Source organism: Dactylosporangium sp. NPDC051485 (genome assembly GCF_040682015.1).
GTDB lineage: Bacteria > Actinomycetota > Actinomycetes > Mycobacteriales > Micromonosporaceae > Dactylosporangium.
The window spans coordinates 1-22,498 of sequence record NZ_JBFAZW010000040.1; the positions used below are offsets into that span (position 1 = coordinate 1).

Annotated in this window: 24 protein-coding genes; 18 read left to right on the plus strand and 6 right to left on the minus strand. The window is 67.2% G+C overall.

The window, feature by feature from the left end; translation table 11 throughout:
- The 3 genes from AB0M46_RS22920 to AB0M46_RS22930 all read left to right on the plus strand — a co-directional run.
- Positions 1 to 1,245, plus strand: a 1,245-nt coding sequence (locus AB0M46_RS22920) for a 6-phospho-beta-glucosidase (RefSeq protein ID WP_363338982.1), incomplete at its 5' end; no start/stop codon positions are given.
- Positions 1,242 to 2,222, plus strand: a complete 981-nt coding sequence (locus tag AB0M46_RS22925) for a BadF/BadG/BcrA/BcrD ATPase family protein (RefSeq protein ID WP_363338983.1) — start codon at positions 1,242 to 1,244, stop codon at positions 2,220 to 2,222. The genes AB0M46_RS22920 and AB0M46_RS22925, both read left to right, overlap by 4 nt.
- A gap of 81 nt (positions 2,223 to 2,303) precedes the next feature.
- Positions 2,304 to 2,510, plus strand: a complete 207-nt coding sequence (locus tag AB0M46_RS22930) for a hypothetical protein (RefSeq protein ID WP_363338984.1) — start codon at positions 2,304 to 2,306, stop codon at positions 2,508 to 2,510.
- Between the two features lie 274 nt (positions 2,511 to 2,784).
- Here AB0M46_RS22930 and AB0M46_RS22935 read toward each other — a convergent pair whose 3' ends face one another.
- Positions 2,785 to 3,474 carry a TetR/AcrR family transcriptional regulator gene (locus tag AB0M46_RS22935; RefSeq protein WP_363338985.1) on the minus strand — a complete coding sequence of 230 codons (690 nt, stop codon included), beginning with the start codon at positions 3,472 to 3,474 and terminating at the stop codon, positions 2,785 to 2,787.
- Between the two features lie 85 nt (positions 3,475 to 3,559).
- Here AB0M46_RS22935 and AB0M46_RS22940 point away from each other — a divergent pair, with 85 nt between their 5' ends.
- Positions 3,560 to 4,489: a zinc-binding dehydrogenase gene (locus AB0M46_RS22940; RefSeq protein ID WP_363338986.1), complete on the plus strand. Its 930-nt coding sequence runs from the start codon at positions 3,560 to 3,562 to the stop codon at positions 4,487 to 4,489.
- 116 nt (positions 4,490 to 4,605) lie between these two features.
- On the opposite strand, the gene AB0M46_RS22945 is transcribed toward AB0M46_RS22940, so the two are convergent.
- Complete coding sequence (locus AB0M46_RS22945) at positions 4,606 to 4,851, minus strand: hypothetical protein (RefSeq protein ID WP_363338987.1); 246 nt, start codon at positions 4,849 to 4,851, stop codon at positions 4,606 to 4,608.
- A 328-nt stretch (positions 4,852 to 5,179) separates the two neighbouring features.
- On the opposite strand from AB0M46_RS22945, the gene AB0M46_RS22950 reads away from it, so the two are divergent.
- Entirely contained in the window at positions 5,180 to 5,971 is a 792-nt protein-coding gene (locus tag AB0M46_RS22950; protein WP_363338988.1) for a hypothetical protein, read from the plus strand.
- 588 nt (positions 5,972 to 6,559) lie between these two features.
- Positions 6,560 to 6,751 carry a CsbD family protein gene (locus AB0M46_RS22955; RefSeq protein WP_363338989.1) on the plus strand — a complete coding sequence of 64 codons (192 nt, stop codon included), beginning with the start codon at positions 6,560 to 6,562 and terminating at the stop codon, positions 6,749 to 6,751.
- On the opposite strand, the gene AB0M46_RS22960 is transcribed toward AB0M46_RS22955, so the two are convergent.
- Complete coding sequence (locus AB0M46_RS22960; protein ID WP_363338990.1) at positions 6,732 to 6,995, minus strand: alpha-amylase family glycosyl hydrolase; 264 nt, start codon at positions 6,993 to 6,995, stop codon at positions 6,732 to 6,734. The two genes, AB0M46_RS22955 and AB0M46_RS22960, sit on opposite strands and share 20 nt — an antisense overlap.
- A 257-nt stretch (positions 6,996 to 7,252) precedes the next feature.
- On the opposite strand from AB0M46_RS22960, the gene AB0M46_RS22965 reads away from it, so the two are divergent.
- On the plus strand, positions 7,253 to 7,612 hold the full coding sequence (locus tag AB0M46_RS22965; protein WP_363338991.1) for an enolase C-terminal domain-like protein: 360 nt from the start codon (positions 7,253 to 7,255) through the stop codon (positions 7,610 to 7,612).
- Between the two features lie 57 nt (positions 7,613 to 7,669).
- Here AB0M46_RS22965 and AB0M46_RS22970 read toward each other — a convergent pair whose 3' ends face one another.
- The gene (locus tag AB0M46_RS22970; RefSeq protein ID WP_363338992.1) at positions 7,670 to 7,996 is read right to left on the minus strand and encodes a low affinity iron permease family protein; all 327 of its coding nucleotides are present in this window, start codon (positions 7,994 to 7,996) and stop codon (positions 7,670 to 7,672) included.
- A 223-nt stretch (positions 7,997 to 8,219) separates the two neighbouring features.
- Here AB0M46_RS22970 and AB0M46_RS22975 point away from each other — a divergent pair, with 223 nt between their 5' ends.
- Together AB0M46_RS22975 and AB0M46_RS22980 are read left to right on the plus strand one after the other, a co-directional pair.
- Entirely contained in the window at positions 8,220 to 8,462 is a 243-nt protein-coding gene (locus AB0M46_RS22975) for a hypothetical protein (protein WP_363338993.1), read from the plus strand.
- A 351-nt stretch (positions 8,463 to 8,813) separates the two neighbouring features.
- Positions 8,814 to 9,575: an SDR family NAD(P)-dependent oxidoreductase gene (locus AB0M46_RS22980; RefSeq protein WP_363338994.1), complete on the plus strand. Its 762-nt coding sequence runs from the start codon at positions 8,814 to 8,816 to the stop codon at positions 9,573 to 9,575.
- A gap of 339 nt (positions 9,576 to 9,914) precedes the next feature.
- Here the strand turns inward: AB0M46_RS22980 and AB0M46_RS22985 are convergent, their stop codons facing one another.
- Together AB0M46_RS22985 and AB0M46_RS22990 are read right to left on the minus strand one after the other, a co-directional pair.
- A complete protein-coding gene (locus AB0M46_RS22985) occupies positions 9,915 to 10,748 on the minus strand; it encodes an SDR family oxidoreductase (protein ID WP_363338995.1) in 834 nt (277 codons plus the stop codon).
- A 144-nt stretch (positions 10,749 to 10,892) separates the two neighbouring features.
- On the minus strand, positions 10,893 to 12,089 hold the full coding sequence (locus AB0M46_RS22990; RefSeq protein ID WP_363338996.1) for an ABC transporter substrate-binding protein: 1,197 nt from the start codon (positions 12,087 to 12,089) through the stop codon (positions 10,893 to 10,895).
- A 494-nt stretch (positions 12,090 to 12,583) separates the two neighbouring features.
- Here AB0M46_RS22990 and AB0M46_RS22995 point away from each other — a divergent pair, with 494 nt between their 5' ends.
- The 9 genes from AB0M46_RS22995 to AB0M46_RS23035 all read left to right on the plus strand — a co-directional run bounded on the left by AB0M46_RS22995 (position 12,584) and on the right by AB0M46_RS23035 (position 22,340).
- Entirely contained in the window at positions 12,584 to 15,304 is a 2,721-nt protein-coding gene (locus AB0M46_RS22995; protein ID WP_363338997.1) for a branched-chain amino acid ABC transporter permease/ATP-binding protein, read from the plus strand.
- Positions 15,301 to 16,086, plus strand: coding sequence for an ABC transporter ATP-binding protein (locus AB0M46_RS23000; protein ID WP_363338998.1), 786 nt, complete (start codon positions 15,301 to 15,303; stop codon positions 16,084 to 16,086). Before AB0M46_RS22995 ends, AB0M46_RS23000 begins: the two co-directional genes overlap by 4 nt.
- Before the next feature lie 4 nt (positions 16,087 to 16,090).
- A complete protein-coding gene (locus AB0M46_RS23005; protein ID WP_363338999.1) occupies positions 16,091 to 17,146 on the plus strand; it encodes a hypothetical protein in 1,056 nt (351 codons plus the stop codon).
- Between the two features lie 59 nt (positions 17,147 to 17,205).
- A complete protein-coding gene (locus AB0M46_RS23010; protein ID WP_363339000.1) occupies positions 17,206 to 18,252 on the plus strand; it encodes a phosphotransferase family protein in 1,047 nt (348 codons plus the stop codon).
- 48 nt (positions 18,253 to 18,300) lie between these two features.
- Complete coding sequence (locus AB0M46_RS23015) at positions 18,301 to 19,605, plus strand: amidohydrolase family protein (RefSeq protein WP_363339001.1); 1,305 nt, start codon at positions 18,301 to 18,303, stop codon at positions 19,603 to 19,605.
- Between the two features lie 110 nt (positions 19,606 to 19,715).
- Positions 19,716 to 20,516, plus strand: a complete 801-nt coding sequence (locus AB0M46_RS23020; protein WP_363339003.1) for an SDR family oxidoreductase — start codon at positions 19,716 to 19,718, stop codon at positions 20,514 to 20,516.
- Positions 20,517 to 20,661: 145 nt separating this feature from the next.
- Positions 20,662 to 21,171, plus strand: a complete 510-nt coding sequence (locus tag AB0M46_RS23025) for a VOC family protein (protein ID WP_363339004.1) — start codon at positions 20,662 to 20,664, stop codon at positions 21,169 to 21,171.
- Between the two features lie 12 nt (positions 21,172 to 21,183).
- The gene (locus tag AB0M46_RS23030) at positions 21,184 to 22,020 is read left to right on the plus strand and encodes an SDR family oxidoreductase (protein ID WP_363339005.1); all 837 of its coding nucleotides are present in this window, start codon (positions 21,184 to 21,186) and stop codon (positions 22,018 to 22,020) included.
- Positions 22,021 to 22,115: 95 nt separating this feature from the next.
- Entirely contained in the window at positions 22,116 to 22,340 is a 225-nt protein-coding gene (locus AB0M46_RS23035; protein WP_363339006.1) for a hypothetical protein, read from the plus strand.
- The last annotated feature ends 158 nt before the right edge of the window (positions 22,341 to 22,498 follow it).

Genomic DNA, 22,498 nt, shown 5'->3' on the forward strand with positions numbered 1-22,498 from the left:
AGGTTGAAAATCGCCGTCGTCGGGGGCGGATCCACCTACACCCCAGAACTCATCGACGGGTTCGCACGACTCGCACCATTCGCCTCGGAGATCGTCCTGCTGGACCCAGCGCTCGACCGGCTGTCCCTCGTGGGCGCCTTCGCACAGCGGATCCTGGCCCACCACGGCTCACCCGCCAAGCTGCGCTGGACGTCCGATGTGGACGACGCGCTCGCCGGGGCGTCCACAGTAGTCATCCAGCTACGCGTCGGCGGGCAGCGGGCCCGGATCAGCGACGAGACGTTCCCGCTGGCGTGCGGCTGTGTGGGTCAGGAGACGACCGGCGCGGGCGGCTTCGCCAAGGCGCTACGCACAGTCCCCGAAGTGCTCGACATCGCCCGCCGCGCCGACCCCGGCGCGTGGATCGTCAACTTCACCAACCCGGTCGGCATCGTCACCCGCGCGCTGCTCGACGCCGGCCACCGCGCCGCCGGACTGTGCAACGTCGCGATCGGGTTCCAACGCCGGTGGGCCGCGGCCCTGGGCATCGAGCCGTCCGCCGTCACCCTCGACCACGTCGGACTCAACCACCTCACCTGGGAACGAGCCGCCTACGTCGACGGCGTCGACCGCCTGCCGCACATCCTCGAACAGGGCCTGGCCGACCTCGCCGCCGGCGTGCAGATCCCGGCCGAGATCATCACCGCTCTCGCCTGCGTGCCCTCGTACTACCTGCGCTACTTCTACTGCCACGACGAGGTCGTCGCCGAGGAGCGCGGCCGGCCCACCCGCGGCGAGCGGGTCGCCGAACTCGAGGAGCAGCTCCTGCGCATGTACGCCGACCCCGCACTCACCGAGAAGCCCGCACTCCTCGGCGAGCGCGGCGGCGCCTTCTACTCCGAGGCCGCCGTCGGCCTGATCGCCTCCCTGCACCACGACGACGGCGGCATCCACGCCGTCAACGTCCGCAACCGCGGCTTCCTGCCCTTCCTGTCCGACGACGCCGTCATCGAGGCCACCTGCCGCGTCGGCGCCGACGGCGCCCACCCGCTGCCCGCGCCCCCGCTTCGCCCCGAGTTCGCGGGCCTGGTCGCCGGCGTGTCGGCCTACGAGGAACTCGCCGTGGACGCCGCCCTGCACGGCGGCCGCGACCGCGTCTACCGCGCCCTGCTCACCCACCCCCTCGTCGCCCAGCACGACAAAGCCACCAGACTCACCAACGACCTCCTGGCAGCCAACCGCGACCACCTGGCCTGGCTGTCGTGACCGCACGGCTCTACGCCGCAGTCGACGGTGGCAACTCCAAAACCGACGTCGTACTCGGCGACTTCGACGGCCGCATCCTCGCCCGAGTCACCGGCCCGACCACCTCACCGCACGTCCTCGGCCTACCCGGCGCCGTCACCCAGCTGGTCACCCTCATTGCCCAGGCCCGCGCCGCGGCCGCCCTACCACCAGATATCGAACTGTCACAGCTGTCCGTCTACATCGCCGGCGCCGACCTGCCGATCGAGGTCGAACGCCTCAACACCGCCGTGACCAGCCTCGCCCTCGCCACCACCAGCACCGTCGACAACGACCTGTTCGCCCTGCTCCGCGCCGGCACCTCGACCCCCGACGCAGTCGGCGTGGTCTGCGGTGCCGGTATCAACGCCGTAGGCCGCCGCCGCGACGGCACCACGTCCCGCTTCCCGGCCCTGGGTCAGTTGTCCGGCGACTGGGGCGGCGGCCACCTTCTCGCCGCCCTCACCCTCTACCACGCCTGCCGTGCCGAAGACGGCCGCGGCCCCGCCACCACCCTCACCGAAGCGGTACGCAACCACTTCGCCCTACCCACCGTCGAGGCCGTCAGCATCGCCCTGCACCTCGGCGACCTTCCACAGTCCCGACTCGACGAACTATGCGAACTGCTGTTCGAGGTGGCCGCAGCGGGTGACGCCGTGGCGGGCCGCGTCGTTCGCCGCCTGACCGACGAGATCGAGGCCCTCGTCCGCGTGTCGGCGTCGAGGCTGGACCTGCTCGCGGCTCCGTACACGGTGGTCCTCGGCGGCGGCGTCCTGACCGCACGACACCCCCAGCTACACGAGGGCCTCCTGTCCCGTATCGCGGCCTTGTCGCCCCGGGCGACGGTCACGGTACTGTCCACGCCTCCGGTGGCAGGCGCGGCGCTGCTCGCCCTGGACACCCTGCACGACGGCGCCTGCCCGCCGAAGGTGGAGGCCGCCGTCCGCGCCGCCCTGTGACCGCGCCGCGTTGATGACCATCTGGCCCGCGGCTTCCGCCGCAGCGGAAGCCGCGGGTATCGACGAACTCGGAGGGCGCCCGTGACCGCGGCCGAAGCCGCAGACGCACGCGCGACGATGAGCCGTCGGGATGCCCGCCGGCTCGTGGCTGTGGCCGGGGATCTGTACCACGACGTGATGGCGCTCGGCAGAGTCCCGGATGAGCGCCGCACGACCCGCCGCTCGTCGCCGGTGTCGATCCGGCGCAGCGTGCGCGGCAGGGTGCGGGCGGCGTCGGCAGTCATGTAGGCGTCGCTGAGAACGCGACCGTTACCCGGCCACGCGCCGTTTCGGGCACGGCTCCAGCAACGTGGGTCGCGACGGCCGCGTGCAGGGCGTCCGTGTCGACAAGCGTGCCGTCCGTCAACGAATATCGCCGGTGGCATGAGCAGAGCGTCGCCGAACAGCAACGCCCGGACCGCCGGTCGGCCGGCCGGCGAAGCGGATCGTCGGCTCTGCCACCCCGAGACGGGGCCGGTGTCTCTGCGCTGTGGCGATGCGGCGGCTGAACCAACTCAGCAGGTCAGTCGTCCGTCCGGGGCGTGCCGGGGAACTCTTGGCGGGGTGAGCGTGTGACGGGCTGCGGGACCGTCATGGTGATGATGCCCGGAACCGCGCAGAAGGCTTCCCGTAAGCGGATGGCCAGGCCGTCGCGGCCTGCCGGCCCGGACTGGAACGTCCATCCTTCCAGCGCGCAGTGGAAGGCCGCTACCACCACGTCGAGCGCCAGCCGCGGTCGCAGGTCATGCGGATCGAACCCGAAACGTTCCTCCAGGATCTTGATCGCGGTACGCGTGGTGCGGTCACAGAAGTCCAGGCCGTGCGCGTTCATCGATGGCGTGTCCGCGGCCAGTCGGCGACTTCGCAGGACGCGGTCCGCCCAGCCCTCGGCGGACATCCGGTCCAGCGCTGCGAGCAGCGCGTCCTGGAGCAGTCCCAGCAGTGGGCTGCCGTTCGGCTCCCGCGTCTCAAGATCGGCCAGGAAAGCCGCCCACAGGTCCTGCGTCGGCGCCATCGCGACGTCTTCCTTGGTGGTGAAGTAGCGGAAGAACGTGCGCTTGGAGACCTCGACGTCAGCGCACAGTTCGTCGAGCGTCGTGCCGTCAAAGCCCTGCCCGGTGAATCGCCGCAGCGCGGTGTCGATCAGCGCCTGGCGGGTGCGCAGCTTCTTGCGCTCACGCAGCGTCGGCTCGGTAGGGGCCATGGCGTCCATCGAGCCTCACTGTACCCCGTGAGCGAACGCCACTCGTGGTAATATGCCACTCGGTGGCATAAGTTCCTCGGTGAAAGGTGAGACAATGCGCGCGCTGCTCGTCGACCGCTCTGCACCCGGTGGCCTGCGGCTCGGGGAGGCACCCGATCCCGTGCAGGCCCCGAATCAGGCGCTGGTACGGGTGACCGCAACCTCCCTCAATTACGGCGAGGTCGCGTTCGGCATCGACAACGCCCCGGAGGGGACCGTGCTCGGCTGGGACGCCGCCGGGATCGTCGAGCGGGCTGCCGCCGACGGGTCCGGCCCCGCCATCGGTACTCCCGCCGTCACCCTCGCCCCGGACGGCGCGTGGGCCGAGTATCGCGTCGTGGACACCGACTTGATGGGTGTCGTCCCGCAGGGTGCCGACCCGGGTGCCATCAGCACCGTTCCGGTGGCGGGTGCCAGCGCGCTGCGCGCGCTACACCGAATCGGGCCGATCCTCGGCAGGCGCGTGCTGGTCACCGGCGCCACCGGCGGGGTCGGCCGGTACGCCGTACAGCTCGCGCACTTGGGCGGTGCGCACGTCGTGGCTTCCACCGGCGATCCAGCAGCCCACGGTGAGAGCCTGCGTGCGCTTGGCGCGGACGAGGTGGTGTCCGGTCCTGCCGAGGCCAACGAGCCGGTCGACGGCGTGGTCGACATGGTGGGTGGTGAGCAACTCGTAGCCGCCTACGACCGCCTCGCCGAGAGCGGCACGCTGGTCTCCGTCGGACACGGGACCGGCGGGGCAGAGACGTTCCCGTTCGGCGCCTTCTTCGGCGACCAGGGCCGCCACGATCGCTCGATCGTGACCTTCTTCCTGCTCGCCTGCCGCGGCCTGTCGCCCGATCTGACCTGGCTGGCCGGTGCCGTCGCCGGCGGGAGACTGGATCCTCAGATCTCATGGCGCGGCGCATGGGATGCGGCCGGCCAAGCGATCGAGGCCCTGCGCGGCCGCCGTCTGCACGGCAAGGCAGTCCTCGACATCGCCTGACCGTCGCGGTACTCAGGGATCGCCCACACCGGGAACGCAGTAGCCCCGCGTCCATAACCGAGGTGGGTACGACGAACGCAGGAATCTCCTGTGCTACGTCGAGGGGCCGCGCGGCGTCACGGCTGGCCGGTCGGTCTGGTTGTCGAGTGCAGCGTCAGTGCTTCGTGGTAGTCGTTGAGGGCGTCGGGGTAGCGGTATCCGGCGGTGAGGATCATCGCCCGGTCGGTCAGCGCGTGGATGAGCGACGGCCGGCCGGTTGCAGCGGTTTGGGTGTGGAGGCGGCGAGCGACGTCGACGCTGTCGTTGAAGGCGGGGAGGGCTGGTTCGAGGAAGCGGTGGCCGTGGCGCCACAGCCAGTACACGCCGGTGCGGATGGCCAGCCGGCGTCGCAGCGCGGCGAGTTCGGGCAGGCGGTACTCGCGGCGGGCCGTGTCGCGTAGGGTGCCGGGCCGGTCGGAGGCGGGGGCCTCGCGCCGGGCGATTCCGGCTTCGTCGAAGTAGCGCTCCCGCAGGTCGGGCGACCAGTGGCCGGGGTCGACGCCGAAGGGGGGGCCGGGACTGGCCGGCGGTGTGCGGCTCGGCGTTGCTGGCCCGAACGGCCAGTAGCACGCCGGCGTAGGAGAACTGGTACCCGCTCCAGTTTTTGGGTTCTCCGGTGGCGGCCAGTCGGCGGAGCAGGTCGAGTGCCTCGTGGCGGGCCGCGTCGGCGTCCTCGGCGCGGCCCACGCGGTCGAGGAGCAGTGCGTGCCAGATCAGGGTGTGGAACACGCCGCTGAGGGAGGTCCCGTCTGCGGCCAGTTTGGCGCGGTCCTCGTCGAGGATCGCGCTCAGTGTCGTGACCGCGGCGTCTGTGCGGCCGGCAGCGTCCAGTTCGGCGGTCAGGCTCAGCCGATCCCAGGTGCAGGTGCCCCAGGCGTCCTCCGGCAGGGTGACGTCGAGGAGTTCGGTGAGGGCGGCCGCCGCGTCGGCGTGCCGGCCCTCCTCGGCCAGCCCGTGTGCCCAGGCACGCAGACCCCATTCGACCCAGCCGCGTTCCCCGGCCGCGAACGCCAGGCGGTTCGCCGTGGCCATTTCCTCGCGGACCGCGAGCCCTTCAGCGCGGCGGCCCAGCTCATACAGGGCGCGCTGGTACGAGTCGAGGATCCGCACGACAAGTTTGCCGCGTCGTGGCTCGTCGCGTCGCACGTTTCGGGCGGCGTCGGCTGCCTCCTCCAGCAACGCCAGCCGGGTCTGCGGCGAGGCATGGTGGCCGCCCTGGTAGCTGAGGTCGAGCAGCGCCTCTGCCAGGTGGGCCTGGTAGATGTGGTGGTTGGCCCGGTTCAAGATCCGGTACGCCTTGACCTTCTCGTAGGGGCTGGGCCCGCGCGATCCAATCAGGATCGTGCGTGCCCACGTCTCGAGTTCGTAGCCCACGGTGTCCTGGCCGCCAACGGTCATCCGTTCTCCTTCCGCCCTGGTGGCCCGGCGAGTTTAGGCGGATGAAACCGCAGGTCAACAGGCCTGAATGACCGAATGACCGGTGACGATGTCCGCGGTATGCTGTTGACAGCACCAACCTCGGCGCGTCACCGGGTACACCGCAGCGGATGCCGTCGCGCGGAACAGCGCCAGCCACGTTCGACGACCGGTCGGCATCATGGACCGCGAGGAGTGTGGCGGTCGCCGCCCCGCATGGGGACCCGTGGACAAGACGACCCCGGACCCGGTCGCGCTGGCGCGTTCACCGGATACCTCATCGCCCGGGTGGTCGGCGGTGGCGACGCATGACCCGGGCGTCGGACGCGTCATGCGGCTATTGGAACAGTTCTTCCTTCAGCGGGCCCCGAGCCGTCGCAACCTGCGTCGGGGTCTACCCAGTGACGCGCTGGCCAAGCCGGACCTACGGCGGACACCGCAAGGCTTTCATGTCCCCGGCAGCCCCTGACTGGAAAGACGCCGGACGCGTGACGACCGAGCGGTGGGGTATGGGAACTGGGGTCGGTTCGAGCCGGTTTGGCGCCGGCCAGTCTGGGCACGGAGTACGGGTGCGTCACCCCCGCACCGCCCGAACTCACCGCTACGGGAGGCGTGATGAGCTTCAAAGATAAAATCAAGCACAAGAGCGAAGAGGCCAAGGGCGCGGCCAAGGAGCAATACGGCGAGGCCACAGATGACGAGCGTCTGGAGGCCGAGGGGCGGACCGAGCGCGGCGCTGCGAACGTCAAGCACGCCGGGGACAAGGTCAAAGATGCCGCCCACGACATCAAGGACGCCCTGGACTGACCGGTAGTGAAGCGTGCCCGCTGCGGCACTGCTCAAACGGGTTCGGTTCGCCGCCGCCGAACGGTTCGAGCAGGTGTGCCATCAACCAGCCGTCATGCGGCCGCCTCGGATGGATGGGGCTGAGCCACAGCGTGTTGATGCCAAGCCGGCTCAGGTAGTCGATTCGGCTGGTCACGCCCTGCAGGTCGCCGATACCGTCGTCGTTGGAGTCCTGGAAGGTCCGCACGTCAAGGCTGTAGATCACTGCATTGCGGTACCATCGCTCGCTCAACGCTGCCCTCCCAGGTTGACTCTCGTCAATCCTCAGGTGGTACCCCCGTTGGGTCGCGCCTACGCGTCGGCGCGCGATGGGTGAAAGGGATCTCAGCGCCCTCAGGGGATGCGGGCGATGAGGTGCTTGCGGCTCGAAGATGACCAAGTCCGAGCTTGAGCGGGCGTTGCGGTAGCGCATACCGCAAGCAGAGGGGGCCGGCGGTGATCCGCTGGTCCCCTCTGCGCTGTATGGCAGTGGTTCAGGCCCGGACCGCGTCGAGCGCCTTCTTGAGGGCGGCGGGCCGGCTGGGCTTCGTCGGCGCCTTCGGCTTGAGCGCGAGCATGCGCGTCGCCGCGCTCGCCGCCGTCGGCCTCGAGCTGTCCGGGCACTGCGCCCCGGCGCTGCACCTCGACGTCGCCGCGGCGGTGCCGAACCTGCGCCACCTCGAGTACTTCCACGACCACGTCCGCATCGAATCCATGCTGTTCGACGGCGTCGCCTCGCCTACGGCCGGCGGCGTCCTGCGCCCAGACCGATCAGCACCCGGCCACGGACTGACCTTCAAGACCGCCGACGCCAACCCATACCTCGTCGCCGCGGGCGGCTGAGCGTCGACCGGGCGGCCACCTGCGGTTTCGTCGCGCCACTTCGTCCGCCCTAAGGGTTCAGGAGCTCTCGCGGTTCTCCAGCCCGACCGCATCGCGTAGCTCGGCTACCGCCTCAGTCAGGGCGTTGAGCTTGTCCTGGGTCGACTGGTCGTTGCGGGTTTGGGTGTTCTGCAGGAGCGCGACCAGCAGAAAGGTCACGATGGTGGTCGCGGTGTTGATGATGAGCTGCCAGGTGTCGACATTCTGGATCACCAGGATCGACGGCGCCCAGATCAGCACCAGCAGCAGGCAGGCCGCGAAGAACCAGGCCCGTGACACGAACTCCGCAGCTCGGGTCGCGAACTTGTCGAACAACGACAGCTGGGGCGTGACGTCGCTCGGCATGTGGGGTTCCTGCCGTTGACCGGCCGCGACAGGTTGGCTGGTACTCATGCGCATGCTGATACCCGCAGGTGAGCCGCCGCGAAACGGGGCCGACCCATTCGAGTGCGGCGATCTCCAGCCGGTCGAGGTGTGCCAGGGGCCTTGTCAGAACGTGAATCGACAGGGCAGCAACCTCTTGCCCGCTGATCGGAGCTCGTGGCGGCAGCTTTGGATCAACCGCTCCATGATTGACGGGATCGCGATGCCGGCGAAGTACCGTCTCGGGGCGGACCAGCAGCCGCACCTGATGCAGTACGTGCCGGGGGAGCCGGTGCAGCAGCGCTGCCAGGAGGACGCGGTCAGGCGGGTGGAACCGGAACCGGACCTTCGTGCCGCCCAGTGCGCAAGCATGGTCGTCAAGGGCTTTCGGCCGACTGGTAGCCGTCGTCGCTGGCGGGGTGTCGCGATGCTCGCCCGGCGACATTGACACCGAGTGGGCCAGGATTAATACTGCTTCTCGCGGATTGCATGCACAAATGCAGGCAAACGCTCGGGGTCGGCAGCGGACGATCCCGCTGCGGGCGGGGGAGGGTTTGCCTATGGGGCCTCCGAATGCTCTTCTCCAGGCCGGCGCCCGCGACGGGCCATGGGGTGGCATCTGAGCGGGGAGTTCGCTTGCCTCATCCCAGTATCCGAGGAACGCCGATGCCCGTCGCACTCGTCACAGGATCCTCATCCGGCTTGGGCCGTGAGCTCGCCCGCGAGTACGACGCGTGGGAGTCCGTCACCACAGCCACGGACTGATTTCCCTTCACACATCGCGCAAAAGGATGCATCCATGAGCTCAAGCACTGAACCAACGCAGCGTTTCTTCGGGCGTCGCGTCGTCGTCGCCGGTGCGGCTTCCGGGATCGGGAAGGTGACCGCGGAGAGGTTGGTAGCCGAGGGCGCCGAGGTCATCGCGGTCGACATCGATGCAGCCGGCTTGGACGTCCTGTCGGCGGTGTCCGGGGCGATCACGCCGGTTGTCGGCGACCTGACCAACGCGACCCACATCGAGCAGATCATCCAGGTGGTCGGCTCGGACGTCGACGGCGTTGTCAGCGTCGCAGGCATCCATGACGGCTGGCTCCCTCCCGCGGAGATCGACGACGAGACCTGGCAACGGGTCTTCGCGCTCAACGTGGAGGCTCCGATGAGGCTGACCCGGGCGCTGCTCCCCGCGATGATCGCGCGGGGGAGAGGCTCCTTCGTCTACATCTCCTCAGAGGCGGGCCTCCGGGCGTCCCTCGGCGGCGCCGCTTACACGGCATCTAAGAATGCCCTGCAGGGATTCGCGAAGTCTGTCGCCTTCTACTACGGCCGGGCTGGGGTGCGCTCGAACTGTGTGGCTCCCGGTGGGGTCACCACCGACATGGATACTCGCTATCGGTCGGAGTACGCGCGGGAGATGACCGTGCCAAGGCTCAAGCCAGAGCTCAGGCCCGCGGCAGTCGCGCCCTCCGTCATCGTCCGCCCTATTCTCTGGTTGCTGTCCGATGAGGCTGCCCACATCAACGGAGTGGTCCTGCCGGCCGACGCGGGCTGGAGCGTGATCTAACGGGGCTAGTGCGGCGGCCCGGGTTCGCGGCGATCGCGGGGCGGTTCGCGCGGGTGGAGCCGCGCTGGCAGGCCCGCGCGTTTCTGCTCGGGTTGTTGTCCGATGTGGACACCCGGTCGGGCTGGCAGTTGGTGGCCGGCACTCTGCGCCGTGATCTGCAGGCTCAGGGTACCGGCTTCGTCCTGGCCGTCGCCAGGAGCCATCGGGTCACCGCCCGGCCGGTCGACGGACCGATCCGCGCGGACCGCCCCGCCGCCGGCCTGCCCGCCCGCGCGTGGAGGTTGTGGACACGGGCAGCCATGGCCTGGCCGGGAGCCAGGACCACCACCGCCTCCGGCTTCAACGACCCAGTGGGTGCAATCGGGCGGCGACAGCGCCCCCGTCTACCAAGAGGTCGCTTCCATAGATGAACGATGCCGAGGAGCTCAGGAGGAAGGCCACTGCCTCGGCGATCTCCTCCGCGGCCGCCACCCGGCCGACTGGGCTTTCGGAAATGAGCCGCTCAACGTTCTGGTTCCCGGCGGCGCGTTCGCTTCTGCCCATGGGGGTGGCTGTCACACCGGGACTCACCGAGTTCACCCGACACCCCCCTGTGGACCATGGGACGGCGGCGGCTTGCACGCGGAGCTGAACAACCCGCTTGGCGAACCGATAGGCCGCGCTACTGGACTCGAATCGCTCCTCCGAGAGGAGCGGCAGGTGCATGAGCTCCGCTGCGGGGGTGCCCGTCAAGGCTGTGCGATCATCCGGGGACAGACATCGATCATCCATGTGGCCGGCATTGCTTGCGATGACCACGGCGGACCCTCCCGGCATCATGACTCCAGCGAAGGTCTCCAGCATGTGGGCTGGGCCCAGGACATTGACGGCCAGGATGTCCGCGAGGGACCCCTGTGCGGGAGACAGTCCCGCAGTGTGGACGACATGCGCCACCGGACCCAGAGAATGCGCCAACTGGCTGAGCTGCTCCATTGACCTTGCGGACGTGACATCCGCGACCGTCGCCTCTACGAGCAGACCCTCCTCACGCATCCCGACCGCCAGTGCCTCGATGCTCTCCTCGTCACGATCCGCAATTAACAGGGTTCTTCCGTGACCGATCCGCCTGGCAATGGCTCGGCCCATGCCGCCCATCCCGATGATCACACACACCTGGCGCTCCGAAACCGCCACCGCACCTCTCCTCTGCCTCATTGTGCTCCGGGCCCGCTGATGTCGACTTGACGAGGGGAGAAATCGAGCTGGGTGCTCCGTGCCGACAATCGCACGGAGCACCCAGTCGTTGTCTTTGCGTTTGTTACCGACTAGGTCGAGGTCCTACTCTGCGACGGAGTAGTAGCCCTTGCCTGCGAGCTCGGAGCCATCACCCACTCGCTTATAGAGGTAGGCTCCTGGGTGGACGAGGTGCGGGTAGCCCTGAGGTGCCTTTGACGCATCCAGGACGGGGCCCATGAACTGCTGGACATTGATTTCCGACAGGAGTTTCGGCATATTCGCGGCAGTGATCTGGTCGCCACCAACCTTCTTGGCCAAGCGCTGGAGCGTCATCAGGTTGGAGAAGCTCATGACTGCGAAGCCGGACTTCCCGGCCGGAGAGTCCGGCGCATACTTGTTCATCACAGCCCTGAACAGTGCTGCTTCCTTGTCGTTGGGTTCCTGTGCATCCTTCAGGTCGGCCCACTCGATCATGCCTTCACCTGCCTTGCCCACGGCCTTCCAGAAGTCGGGGCGCTGGACGGAAGAGATCCATTGCGGTTTGTAGCCGAGCTGGGCTGACGAGAGCACCGTCGACTGAACCATCTTCTCGCCGCCGATGACCCACACGGTCTTGGCGTTGGTCCCCTTGATCCTGGTGGCGTACTGCGCCAGGTCGTTGGCCGTCGTCGGCACGGGAATGGTCTCTGACTCGACACCTGCCTTCTTGGCGAAGTCGCTGAAGAACTTCACGCACCGTTCCTGGAAGGCGGCAACCTCCTGGTAGACGCACGCCGCCTTGCCGCCGTTCTCCTTGGCGTACGAGACCACCGCCGCCGCACCGGTAAGGGCCGCGCCCAGCCAGGGGTAGGCGTTCTCAGCCGTCAGCTCGGGACCCGAGATGGGCATGGTCTGGTTGACGATGCCTGCCTTGCCGATGATGGAGACGCCCACTCCACCCCAGGTGCCATCCAGTCCGTATACGGTGACGACCTTGTTGTCGACGAACTCGTTGGCGCATCGCGCGGCGCTTTGGGGGTTGTTGGCGCCGTTGCAGGCGACGATCTCGAGCTTCCTGCCGTCCATCCCACCCTGGCTGTTGATGAACTCGGCTGCGGCCTTGGCTGCGTCCTTGATCTCCGGGGTGACCCCGACCGGGTTGGTGTCCGTGTAGAGCACCCCCACCTTCACCGGGTTCGCGTCGGAAGGAGCTGGTCCGGTGTAGGCGGGTATCGCCCCGGCATCTGCCGAAGCGGGGGTGTTGTTGGGTGGCTTGCTCGCGCCGTCGGCGCTACTGGAGCCACAGGCTCCGGCCGCCATGACGACAGTGGCAGCGAGAGCGACCACGGCCAGGCCGCGGCTCCTCCGCGATGAGGGTCTCCGCATCGTTGTGTGCCCTTTCGCGCGTCAGTTGGACCGACATCCAGTGCGTTTGCGTCGGCAGAAGTGCATACACTGGTGGATGCGGAAACTACAGGTGCGACCCAAGCCGGTCAAGAGTCCGGGGGAGGTCGAACATCCTCGTCGCCGGGCTTCTTGGGGCTCTGGCGACGGCTGGTGGCGCCGGCGCCTGCAAGCCCAACGAGCTCGAGCAGGTGCCCTGCGCGCGGGGCGGCGCGAGGGGTCCCGGGAGGACGCCCTGGGCCACGTCGTCCGGGTGCACCCTTGTCTTAGCCGCCGAGAGTGCATACATTCATGCATACTCGACGGAGCGGCCTGACGATTACCAACACATGGTGCTGATGGGGGTGACGGTGACCATGTCAGCGCGCTCGGCAATGGGGCCAACTCGCGACACCGAAGGATGACAGCTGATGAACGACGTGGTGCTCTTTGCCATTCTTGGGCTTGGGGCCGGGGCTGCATATGCCTTGGTCGCACAGGGCATGATCCTGGTGTACCGGGCCACGGGCGTGGTGAACTTCGCCCAAGGTGCAATCGCTTTGACGGGCGCCTCGACCTATACCTGGCTGACGAATCATGTAGAGCTCGCGCCTGTGTGGGCGACTGCCATCACCCTTCCGGCCACGGGTGCGCTCGGCTGGTTGGTCCAACGCCTCGTGATGCGTCCGTTGGGGAGGGCACCCATGTTGGCGAAGTTGGCGTCAGTCCTGGGTCTCATCGTCCTGCTCCAGGGACTGGTTTTGTTTGCGTTCGGGTCGGATGCCCAAAGCGTCACGCCGCTGTTACCAACGGACAGCATCGAGGTTCTCGGGCTGACGTTCGGGCGTGACCGTGCCTACCTTCTTGCCCTTGGTCTCTTGCTCGCAGCTGCCGTGAGCTGGTTCAGTCGGAGAACTACCCAGGGTGCTCTCTTCCGTGCAGCGGCTGATTCTGAACAGGGCGTTTCGATCCTTGGGTACTCCTTGAATGGGATCGCCACGAGCGCTTGGGTCATGGGCTCAATGCTGGCTGGCTTCGCGGGTATCGTTGTTGCGCCGATCACCGGGCTGGTCTCCACCACCATTGTGCTGCTAGTGATTCCTGCAGTGGCTGTCGCGTTGCTCTCGGGCTTCGAGTCCATCTGGATCGCCACCGGGGCAGCACTCCTGCTGGGTGTCGTTCAGTCGGAGATCGCGCGCTTCTGGACGGTGTCGTCACCCAACATCCAGGGAATGCAGCAGGCGCTGCCCTTCCTGGTGATCATCTTCGTGATGGTTCTTCGCGGTCGTGCACTCCCCGGACGAGGCGCGATCACGCTGGGCCGGCCCCCCCTTGCTCCTCAGGTGAAAGTGAATCCTGTCGTGATCACGACCGTGATCGTTGCTGTTGTCGCGGTCACTTATGCGATGAGCCGGTCGTACCAGTTCGCCATGGCCACCGGTTTCATCTCGGCCATCGTTGCACTTTCACTGGTCGTGCTGACGGGCTATGTGGGCCAGATCTCCCTCGCTCAGATGAGTTTCGCGGGACTGGGAGCCTGGCTTACCTCGTGGTTCGCCAACAGCCTGGGCTTGCCCTTCCCGTTGCCGATCATCGCGGCCGGGCTCGCAGTCGTCCCGTTTGGGATCCTGTTGGGAATCCCAGCCTTGAGGGTCCGGGGTGTCAGCCTGGCTGTTGTCACGCTTGGCGCAGCCGTGTCGATCGATGCCTTGGTCTTCAGTGACGTGCAACTCACCGGGGGAACCGATGGGATCAGCCTGCCGTCGCCCTCCTTGTTCGGGCTCTCGATCGACAGCGTCAATCACCCCTTCAGGTACGCCATGTTCGTTCTCTTCGTGCTGGCTCTCTGCCTCGTGGGCGTCGGCTGGCTCAGGAGGTCACGACTGGGCCTGAAGATGTTGGCGACCCGTGACAACGAGCGGGCAGCTGCTGCTGAGGGCGTCTCCACGATGCAGACGAAGCTCATCGCCTTCGGGATTGCATCGTTCTTGGCTGGTGTCGCTGGTTCCCTCTTCGGGTACCTCTACGGACATTTGGCCTTCGAGTCGTTCGGTCCGATGGCGTCAATTGTGTTCGTCACGACCGCGTACATCGGGGGTATCGCCAGCATCTGGGGAGCGGTCATCGCGGGCTTCATCTCCGCGGGGGGACCCCTCTTCCAGCTGCTCTCGAGCAGCCACGCTGTGGACAAGTTCCAACTCGTCATCGCTGGCCTCGGGGTCATCCTCACCGCCATCCTGAACCCGGACGGTATCGCGCCCAAGATGGGCGCCGACTTCCGCCGCCTTCGACAGCGGCTCACGCGGACGGCGGCGCCGGCAGCTGCGCCACCCGCATCGGACAGCGATGCTACGCCGGCCGTGGCCGTGGAGTCGTTGGACCGGCCCCCCGTCGGTGCGCCCCTGCTTGATGTCAAGGACGTCAAGGTCCGGTTCGGCGCTGTAACAGCCGTCGACGGGGTCGACCTCACCGTGCGCCAAGGCACCATCCTCGGCCTCATCGGGCCGAACGGTGCCGGTAAGACCACGCTCATCGACGCTGTCTGCGGATTCGTCCCATCGACCGGCACGGTCACCTTCGACGGTGAGGTCATCGATGGCATGCCGGTGCACCGTCGGTCGAGGCAAGGCCTTCGTCGTTCCTTCCAGAGCGTTGAGCTGTTCGAGGACCTGACCGTCCACGAGAACCTGGTGGTGCCGGAGCACGGGGCCGACCAGGAACGGCAGGAGTCAGGCACGTGGCCGGTGGACGATGTCCTCGACTTCTTCGGTCTCCAGGGCAAGGGCGAGCTGTATCCGCGTGAGCTGTCGACCGGTGAGACCAAGCTCGTCGGTCTCGCGCGAGCGGTGCGCGGGAAGCCCAAGCTCCTCCTTCTCGACGAGCCCGCGGCCGGACTTGACTCGTCCGAGAGCCAGCGGCTCGGAGAACGCCTCGTCCGGCTCGCAGCGAAGGGCTTCACGATCGTCCTTGTCGACCACGACCTCGAGCTGGTCATGAACGTGTGCGACGAGGTGGTCGTCCTCGACCGCGGGCGAGTCCTTGCGGTTGGCCTCCCGAAGGACGTTCGCAGCAACCCCGAGGTCCGTGCGGCCTACATCGGCTCTGACATTGCGACCGAAGACCACCCGACCGAGTTGGAGTCAGCCCGATGAGTGCCGAGAGCCAAGAGACACTGCTCCGCATCGAGGGCCTGTTCGCGGGCCACGGCGGACTGGCCGTGGTCCGGGACCTGGACCTCGAGGTCCGGTCCGGAAGAGTCGTCGCGTTGCTCGGGCCCAACGGAGCCGGCAAGACCACCGTCCTGGAGACCGTCGCGGGGCTGCTGCCCTCCTTGCAGGGGACCATCGACCTGTTGGGACAGGCGCCCAACGTCAAGCGACCGCACCTGGCGCCCCGGCGCGGCCTCGCCTTCGTACCGGACAACAGATGCCTCTTCCAGAGCCTGACCACCAGGCAGAACCTGACGCTCGCTGCACGCAGGCACCGGGTACCGCTTGACCTGGTCTTCGGCTACATGCCGGAGCTGGTCGAACTGCAGGATCGCCCGGCCGGTCTGCTCTCCGGAGGCCAGCAGCAGATGCTGGCGATCGGGCGCGCGCTGCTGATGAAGCCACGCCTTCTGATGATCGACGAGCTGAGCATGGGCCTCGCCCCGATCATTGTCGAGCGGCTCCTGCACGTCGTCCGTAATGCTGCCGATGACCTCAACCTGGGCGTGCTGCTCGTCGAACAGCACGTCCGCCTCGCCCTCGACGTCGCCGACGACGCCTATGTCATCAGTCATGGCGTCGTGACCGCGTCAGGCCACGCTCGCGACGTGGCCGCGCAGGTCGCCGAGATCGAGGCCTCGTACCTGGGGCAGGCGCACGAAGCTGCACCCGCCACTGACACCGCAGAAAAGCCCGACCTCTCTGTCGCCACGCAAGGAGCCTGACAACGTGTCCACCAACTTTCAGCACCGGGTCGCGGCCGTCGATGACGACCTTCACGATGTGCCTGCCGACGTGCCGCTCTGGAGCGAGAGCGCGCTCATCACGTGTCACGACCCCGCTACCGGAATCTCCGTCTATGGCCACCTCGTGCTCCTCGGCAACGAGGTCTGGGAGTCGATCTTCTCGGTGTACCTACCGAATGGCGAGATCCTCACCGACCGGTCGTACAGCCGGCACGACCCCAAGGACCGCAGGACCGGCCAGATGGTCATCCGCCCCGTCGTCCCTCTCGAGCGTTGGCAACTCGCCTTCGACGGGGTCGCGCGACGCGTGCTCATGACCGATCTCGCGCGTGGCCCGCTCGGCGGTGGGCCCGTGACGAGGCTCGAGGTCGACCTCGACTGCGTCGGCACGTCCCCCACCTGGGGACGAGGCATGCGGACGGATCCGTCCACGATGAGTGCAGACGACTCCAACCCGGCCGTGAGCGGCAGCGGATTGCATCTGGAGCAGTCCCTCAAGGTCCGAGGCACAGTTCGCTTCGACAACCACACCGTGGAACTCGATGCGGTCGGCCATCGGGACCATTCGTGCGGCCCTCGGGCGCGGAGCAACCAGTGGCGGGTCTCGTGGGTCAACGGTTCCTTCCCGAGCGGTCGGACGTTCCACGGGCTCAACGTGTGGGTCGTCGGACGCCCGACCTACGCGAGGGGCTACGTGTGGGACGGAACGACGATGGAAGACATGACCGACTTCGACGGTCCTGCACTCATCGGGGCGACGGGCGAGCCACGGGACTTCGAGGCCCGGTTCAGCGTGCCGTCAGGTGACCATGTGCTCAAGGGCCAGCTTCTCGGCAGCATGCCCACCACGGGCTACATGCCCCAGGGTGCAACGGTCGGTGCCGAGGCCACCGGCCACGTCGCCGTCGACGGTCCGGGGCGTTGGGAGTGGGACGGCGAGGTCGGCTACGGCTGGGTCCAGCGCACGTGGATCCGTGGTGGCTGGGACGAGGTCCGCGAAGCCGACCGACCCAGTGTCCTGGCCAGCCGGCGGGCATGATGCCTGCTCCGGGATCGAACGCGTTGCTGGACACCTCGTGGCGCCCGGAGGTCGCCCCGATGGTCGAGGCCCTCACGCAATGGGCCAAGCAGCACGCGACCTGGCTGGGGAACATCCAATCGGCACGATTTCCCGGAGAGGGGGGTTCGAGCTACAACCTCCTGTTCAAGACGGACGGGCCATCAGGCAACAACGAGTTCGTCGCCAAGCTCGGAGCCCTCGCACCTCATCTGGTGACCTTCCCAGACGAGGACCTCGAAAGGCAGCGAAGGGTGATGGGGTTGACGCGCGATCGTGCGCACGTGCCCGCACCGGAGGTGCTCTGTCACGAGGACGACGCCAGCTGGCTCGGGGCGCCCTTCTTCGTCATGCCCCGCTACGAAGGCCGGCCGTGGCCGAGCGATCCGCCGTACAACTACTCCGGGTGGGTCATCGACTCCTCTGCCGAGGAACGGCAGGAGATGGAGGATGCCTTTGTCGACGTGCTGGTCAAGATTCACAGCATTGACGTCGATGGAGCAGATCTCGACTTCCTCGCGACACCGGAACGCGGTTCTGGTTCGTCGGCACTCGCCGGTCAGGTCCGCTACCTCGAGCACTACTACGCGTGGAGTCGGGGGAAATGGACGTTCCCGCTCCTCGAGCGTGCACTGACCTGGCTCCGGGGCAACATCCCGTCCCGGCAGGATTCGGCATGCGTCACCTGGGGTGACTCACGCGTGGGCAACCTGCTGTTCGTCGGCACATCCGTCACCGCCGTGCTCGACTGGGAGTGTGCCGGTCTGGGATACCCGGAGGTCGATCTTGCCTTCGCCGAGGTAATGCACGCCTACTACCAGGACCGTGCCGTCAGTGATGGCCGTGCCGGGCTCCCCCGCCAGTTCGAGGGGGCCACGATGGCGCAGACGTACATGGACCGTGGCGGCCGATCCATCGGTGACCTGCACTGGTACCGAGTTCTCGCTGCAGCGCGAGCCGCGGCCATCCAGGTGCGCTTCATCTGCCGACCAGTTCCCGGGCAGCAGCCCGTCGGGGACATCGGCGACTCGCGAATCACCATCCGCCCGCTTCTTACTCGGCTCCTTGACGGATCCGACACGCCCTGACCAGCCACTCACCAACGATTCACGAAGGTAAGACCCAGGAGAGCCGTCATGACCCTGAACGACAGCACACCCCCCGATTCCAGCGATGACTACCGCTATCCGGTCATCTCGTCGGACAGTCACGCAGGCGCAGATCTGCGAGACTACAAGCCATTCCTGGAGAAGAAGTGGCACGACGACTTCGACGTGTGGGTTGACGCCTACACCAACCCGTGGGACTTTGTCGACCCTCGGCTGGAGAAGGACGGCTTCGACTTCGGCGACGAGGAGATCCTCACCGGCGCTGCATCATGGCACAGTGCTCTCAGCTGGGACTCCGAGCGCCGCATCTCCCACATGGACCAGGACGGCATCGCCGGCGAGGTGATCTTCCCGAACACTGCCCCGCCCTTCATGCCGGGCTCGGTCTTCGCCGGCACCGGCCCCGCATCACGGACCGAGTACGAACAGCGGTTCGCGGGTCTGCGTGCCCACAACCGTTGGCTGGCGGACTTCTGCGCGAAGGCGCCGGAACGGCGAGCGGGAATCGGGCAAGTCCTGTTGGACGACATCGACGAAGCCCTGGCGGAGATCCGCCAGATCAAGGCGCTCGGGCTTCGCGGGGGAGTCCTGCTGCCCATGGACAGCCCGTCCAGCGACGCCCCCCCGATCTACGTCTCCGACCTTGACCCGGTCTGGGCGCTCTGCGAGGAACTCGACCTCCCGGTCCACAAGCACGCGCCTGCACCGCCACAGCTCAGGGGAGCCGAGCGTGGTGGGCCCGGCATGGTGGCCATCAGCATGCTGGAGAACCACTTCTACCACCGTCGCGGCATCGCCCACTTCATCTTCTCGGGCGTGCTCGAGCGGCACCCCGGTCTCAAGGTCATTCTCACCGAGGGCGGGGCTGGATGGATTCCAGACCACATCAAGGGCCTGGACCAGATGTACGAGGCCGGCCTCGACAGCTCGGGCTTCCGTCGCTTCCTGCACCCGGCGAGCGAACAGCTGTCGATGAAGCCGAGCGAGTACTTCGCTCGCAACTTCTACCTCGGCGCCAGCCTCTTCCTTCCCTCCGAGGCCAAGCAGCGCCACGAGATCGGCGTGAAGAACATCATGTGGGGCGTTGACTACCCCCACTCAGAGGGCACCTTCCCCTACTCACGGGAAGCCATCGCCGTGACCTTCCACGACACGCCGCCGGCCGAGGTGTACGAGATGCTGTGCGGCACGGCGGCGAAGGTCTTCGACTTCGACGTCAAGGCGATTCAAGCCGTCGCCGACCGCATCGGGCCCTCGGTCCGCGACGTCCGCACCGTGCCCAGCGAACTCCCCCGCGTTCCGGAGCAGACCATGAGCCCGGTCTTCGCCTGAGGCGCTCGACAGGTGGCGGGCTCGTGAAGCGTGTATGCCGTGGGCCCGCCACCTGCGGTCGATGTGGCGACCATGCCATGACTCTGACAACTACTGACACATTCAGGAGGATGAAGCTCGTGCTCGACAACAAGGTGATCCTGGTCACCGGCGCCGGCCGTGGACTGGGACGCGAGATCAGTCGTCTGGCCGCGCGCTCAGGGGCGAAGGTCATCGGTGGCAGCCGGACGCGGTCGGACCTGGAGTCGCTGGAGGCCGAGCTGGCTGCCGATACCGCGGCGGTCGAGGCCGGGGGCATCTTCGTCGGGGTGCCGCTGGACGTCACGGATCTCGCGAGCATCGACTCTTTCGTCGGGTCGGCTCGGCAGCGGTTCGGCCGAGTCGATGGACTGGTCAACAACACGGGGGCCGGAGTCAGCGTTTCCTCCCTGGAGCTGACGACCGACGAATTCCGCCAGACCTTCGACTTCAATGCCCAGGCGATGTTCTTCTGTTCTCAGCGTGCGGCGCGGGTCATGGTGGAGCAGGGGGAGGGCGGTGCCATCGTCAACATCAGCTCGAACTTTGCCGTTGCGGGTGTCGGGATCCGGTCGGCCTACTGCGCCGCCAAGGCAGCCGTCGACAGCCTGACCAAGTCCTTCGCCGTGGAGTGGGCCCCCTTGGGCATCCGGGTGAATGCCGTTGCTCCCGGCACGATGAACACGCCCGGCTACCAACGCGCGCGAACCAGTGCGCCACGGATGGTCGAGGATCTCATCGCCCTCACGCCATCAGGCCGGATCGCCGAGCCCGAGGAGGTGGCCGCCCTGACCGTCTTCCTGCTGAGCAACCAGTGCGGCGCCATGACCGGTCAGGTGATGGCCGTCGACGGTGGACAGTCGATCCCCCTCGCAGCGCTCTCCAAAGGGTGACGACCGGCTCGAGGTCAGCCACTTGCGAATGCCCGTGCTTGAGAACTCCAACGTTAAAACCTTTCGAGTATCCGGCCAATCACTGTGTGGCGCATGAGGGCGGGTCTCGGGCCCCAGCGGAACATTCGAGAGAACGGAAACCGGCATGGAACCCGGCAACGACAACTTGACGAGCCCCGATCGCGTTGAAGGAGGCGCGCCTCCAGCCGATGTGGTCGCGCGCCTCAGCCACTTCGGTATCTGCGTGGCGGACCTCGACAGGAGCAAGCGCTTCTACACCGGAGCCTTCGGGTTCCAGGAGACGTACAGTCGCGTTGTCGGCAACGACTTCGCCCGACTGATGCAGCGACTCACCTATGACGTCGAGATCTGCATCATGTCCCTGGACGGGCGTCTTATCGAGCTCATTCACCACCGCACCCCGCCGGCCTCGGTGGAGCCGCTTCGTCCGACCAACACGGTGGGCCTTACGCATGTGGCCATCTACGTTCCTGAGGTGAAGCCGGCCATGCGTCGCGTCGACGAGTTCGGGGGCCGGGCCCTGCCGGACACCTTCACCCGGTTGGTGGTCAACGGTGAAGAGCGCGAGTACGTCTGTGTCCTCGATCCGGACGAGGTCCGGATCGAGCTCATTCAAGGTATGCCGCTTGGCTGACAAGGAGCCTTCATGACCGTCTCCGACACGACCCTCGTCCCACGTTTCGTCACGCGCCTTGGGCTCGACGGGGCCTATCTCGTCATCGGTGCCGGACAGGGAATCGGACGTCAAGCGGCCCATGCCCTCGTCCAGCAGGGAGCTGACGTCATCTGCGTCGATGTGGATCAGGCGCGCATCGACAGCGTCCTCGGCGAGCTCGGTGCAGCTGCCCGGGGGTGGATCGGTGATGTGACCAAGGCCGAGGAGGTGCGTCGTCTCGGTCGGTTCGTCGAGGAACGGTACGGGACGCTCAGCGGTGTCGTGGACATCGTGGGTATGGCGGCTCCGCGTGCCATCGCTGACCTGACCGAGGACCTGTGGGACCAACAGTTCGACATCTCGCTCCGGCACGTGATGTTGACGCTCCGTCATCTCAACCAGCTGGTCTCCGGCGACAACCCCTCGTTCACCTTCGTGTCCTCCGTCGCCGCGATCCGCGGCTCTGCCTACAACGCCGCCTATGGGGCAGCAAAGGCCGCCCTTGACTCGCTCGTCCGCTCTGCGGCGGTCGAGTTCGGGCCCCGCGGCATCCGGGTCAACGCGGTCGCTCCGGGAATCGTCTGGACTCCGAGGTTCGCTGAGATTCTCGGAGAGCGGGGAAGGCAAGCCAACGTCGACAACACACCGCTCGGCCGAATCGCGGAGCCGGCCGACATCGCCAGCGCCCTGCTCTACCTCGCCTCGCCGATGGCCCTACAAGTGTCTGGACACGTCCTGGTCGTCGACGGGGGAGTGAACGCGAAGTTCCCATACCCGACCCTGAACTATGGCAAAGCGGACCCGGCTCGTGCCGATAGCGCCCCGTGACTCGGTTGGCGAGACGTAGGGCGTGGGAGTCTCGCCGACCCTTTGACGCCTGACGGCTGGAGCGTCATCGACGCAAGACCACGGTCGTTGTCCTCGTGTTCATCGACGCCGACCTGATCCAGCGCAGCACGCAGTTCGTGACCGGTCTTCTTGGACCGCTCCTCGCCGATGAGCAGGTCAGGCTGGTGAAGGGCTTCTACGATCGAGTCCTCGACCTCGGGGCCTGCGCCGAGGGAGGGCGTGTCACTGAACTTGTCGCGTCCGCTGCTCGCCATCCACCGACCCTCGCTGTCGAGGGCCGTGCAGCCGCTCGCGGGTGAGTGGCCGGTGTGCCGCTCCCTCTTCGAGTCGGGCGCGCAGGCGAGTCGACGACAGCGTGGTCGGTGCGTCGGATCAGGGTCTCCCATTCCACAAAAATGTATGCAAAGATGGAGCCAGTCTAGAGCTGGCACCGAGCTGGTCCGGCTGAGGTCAGACG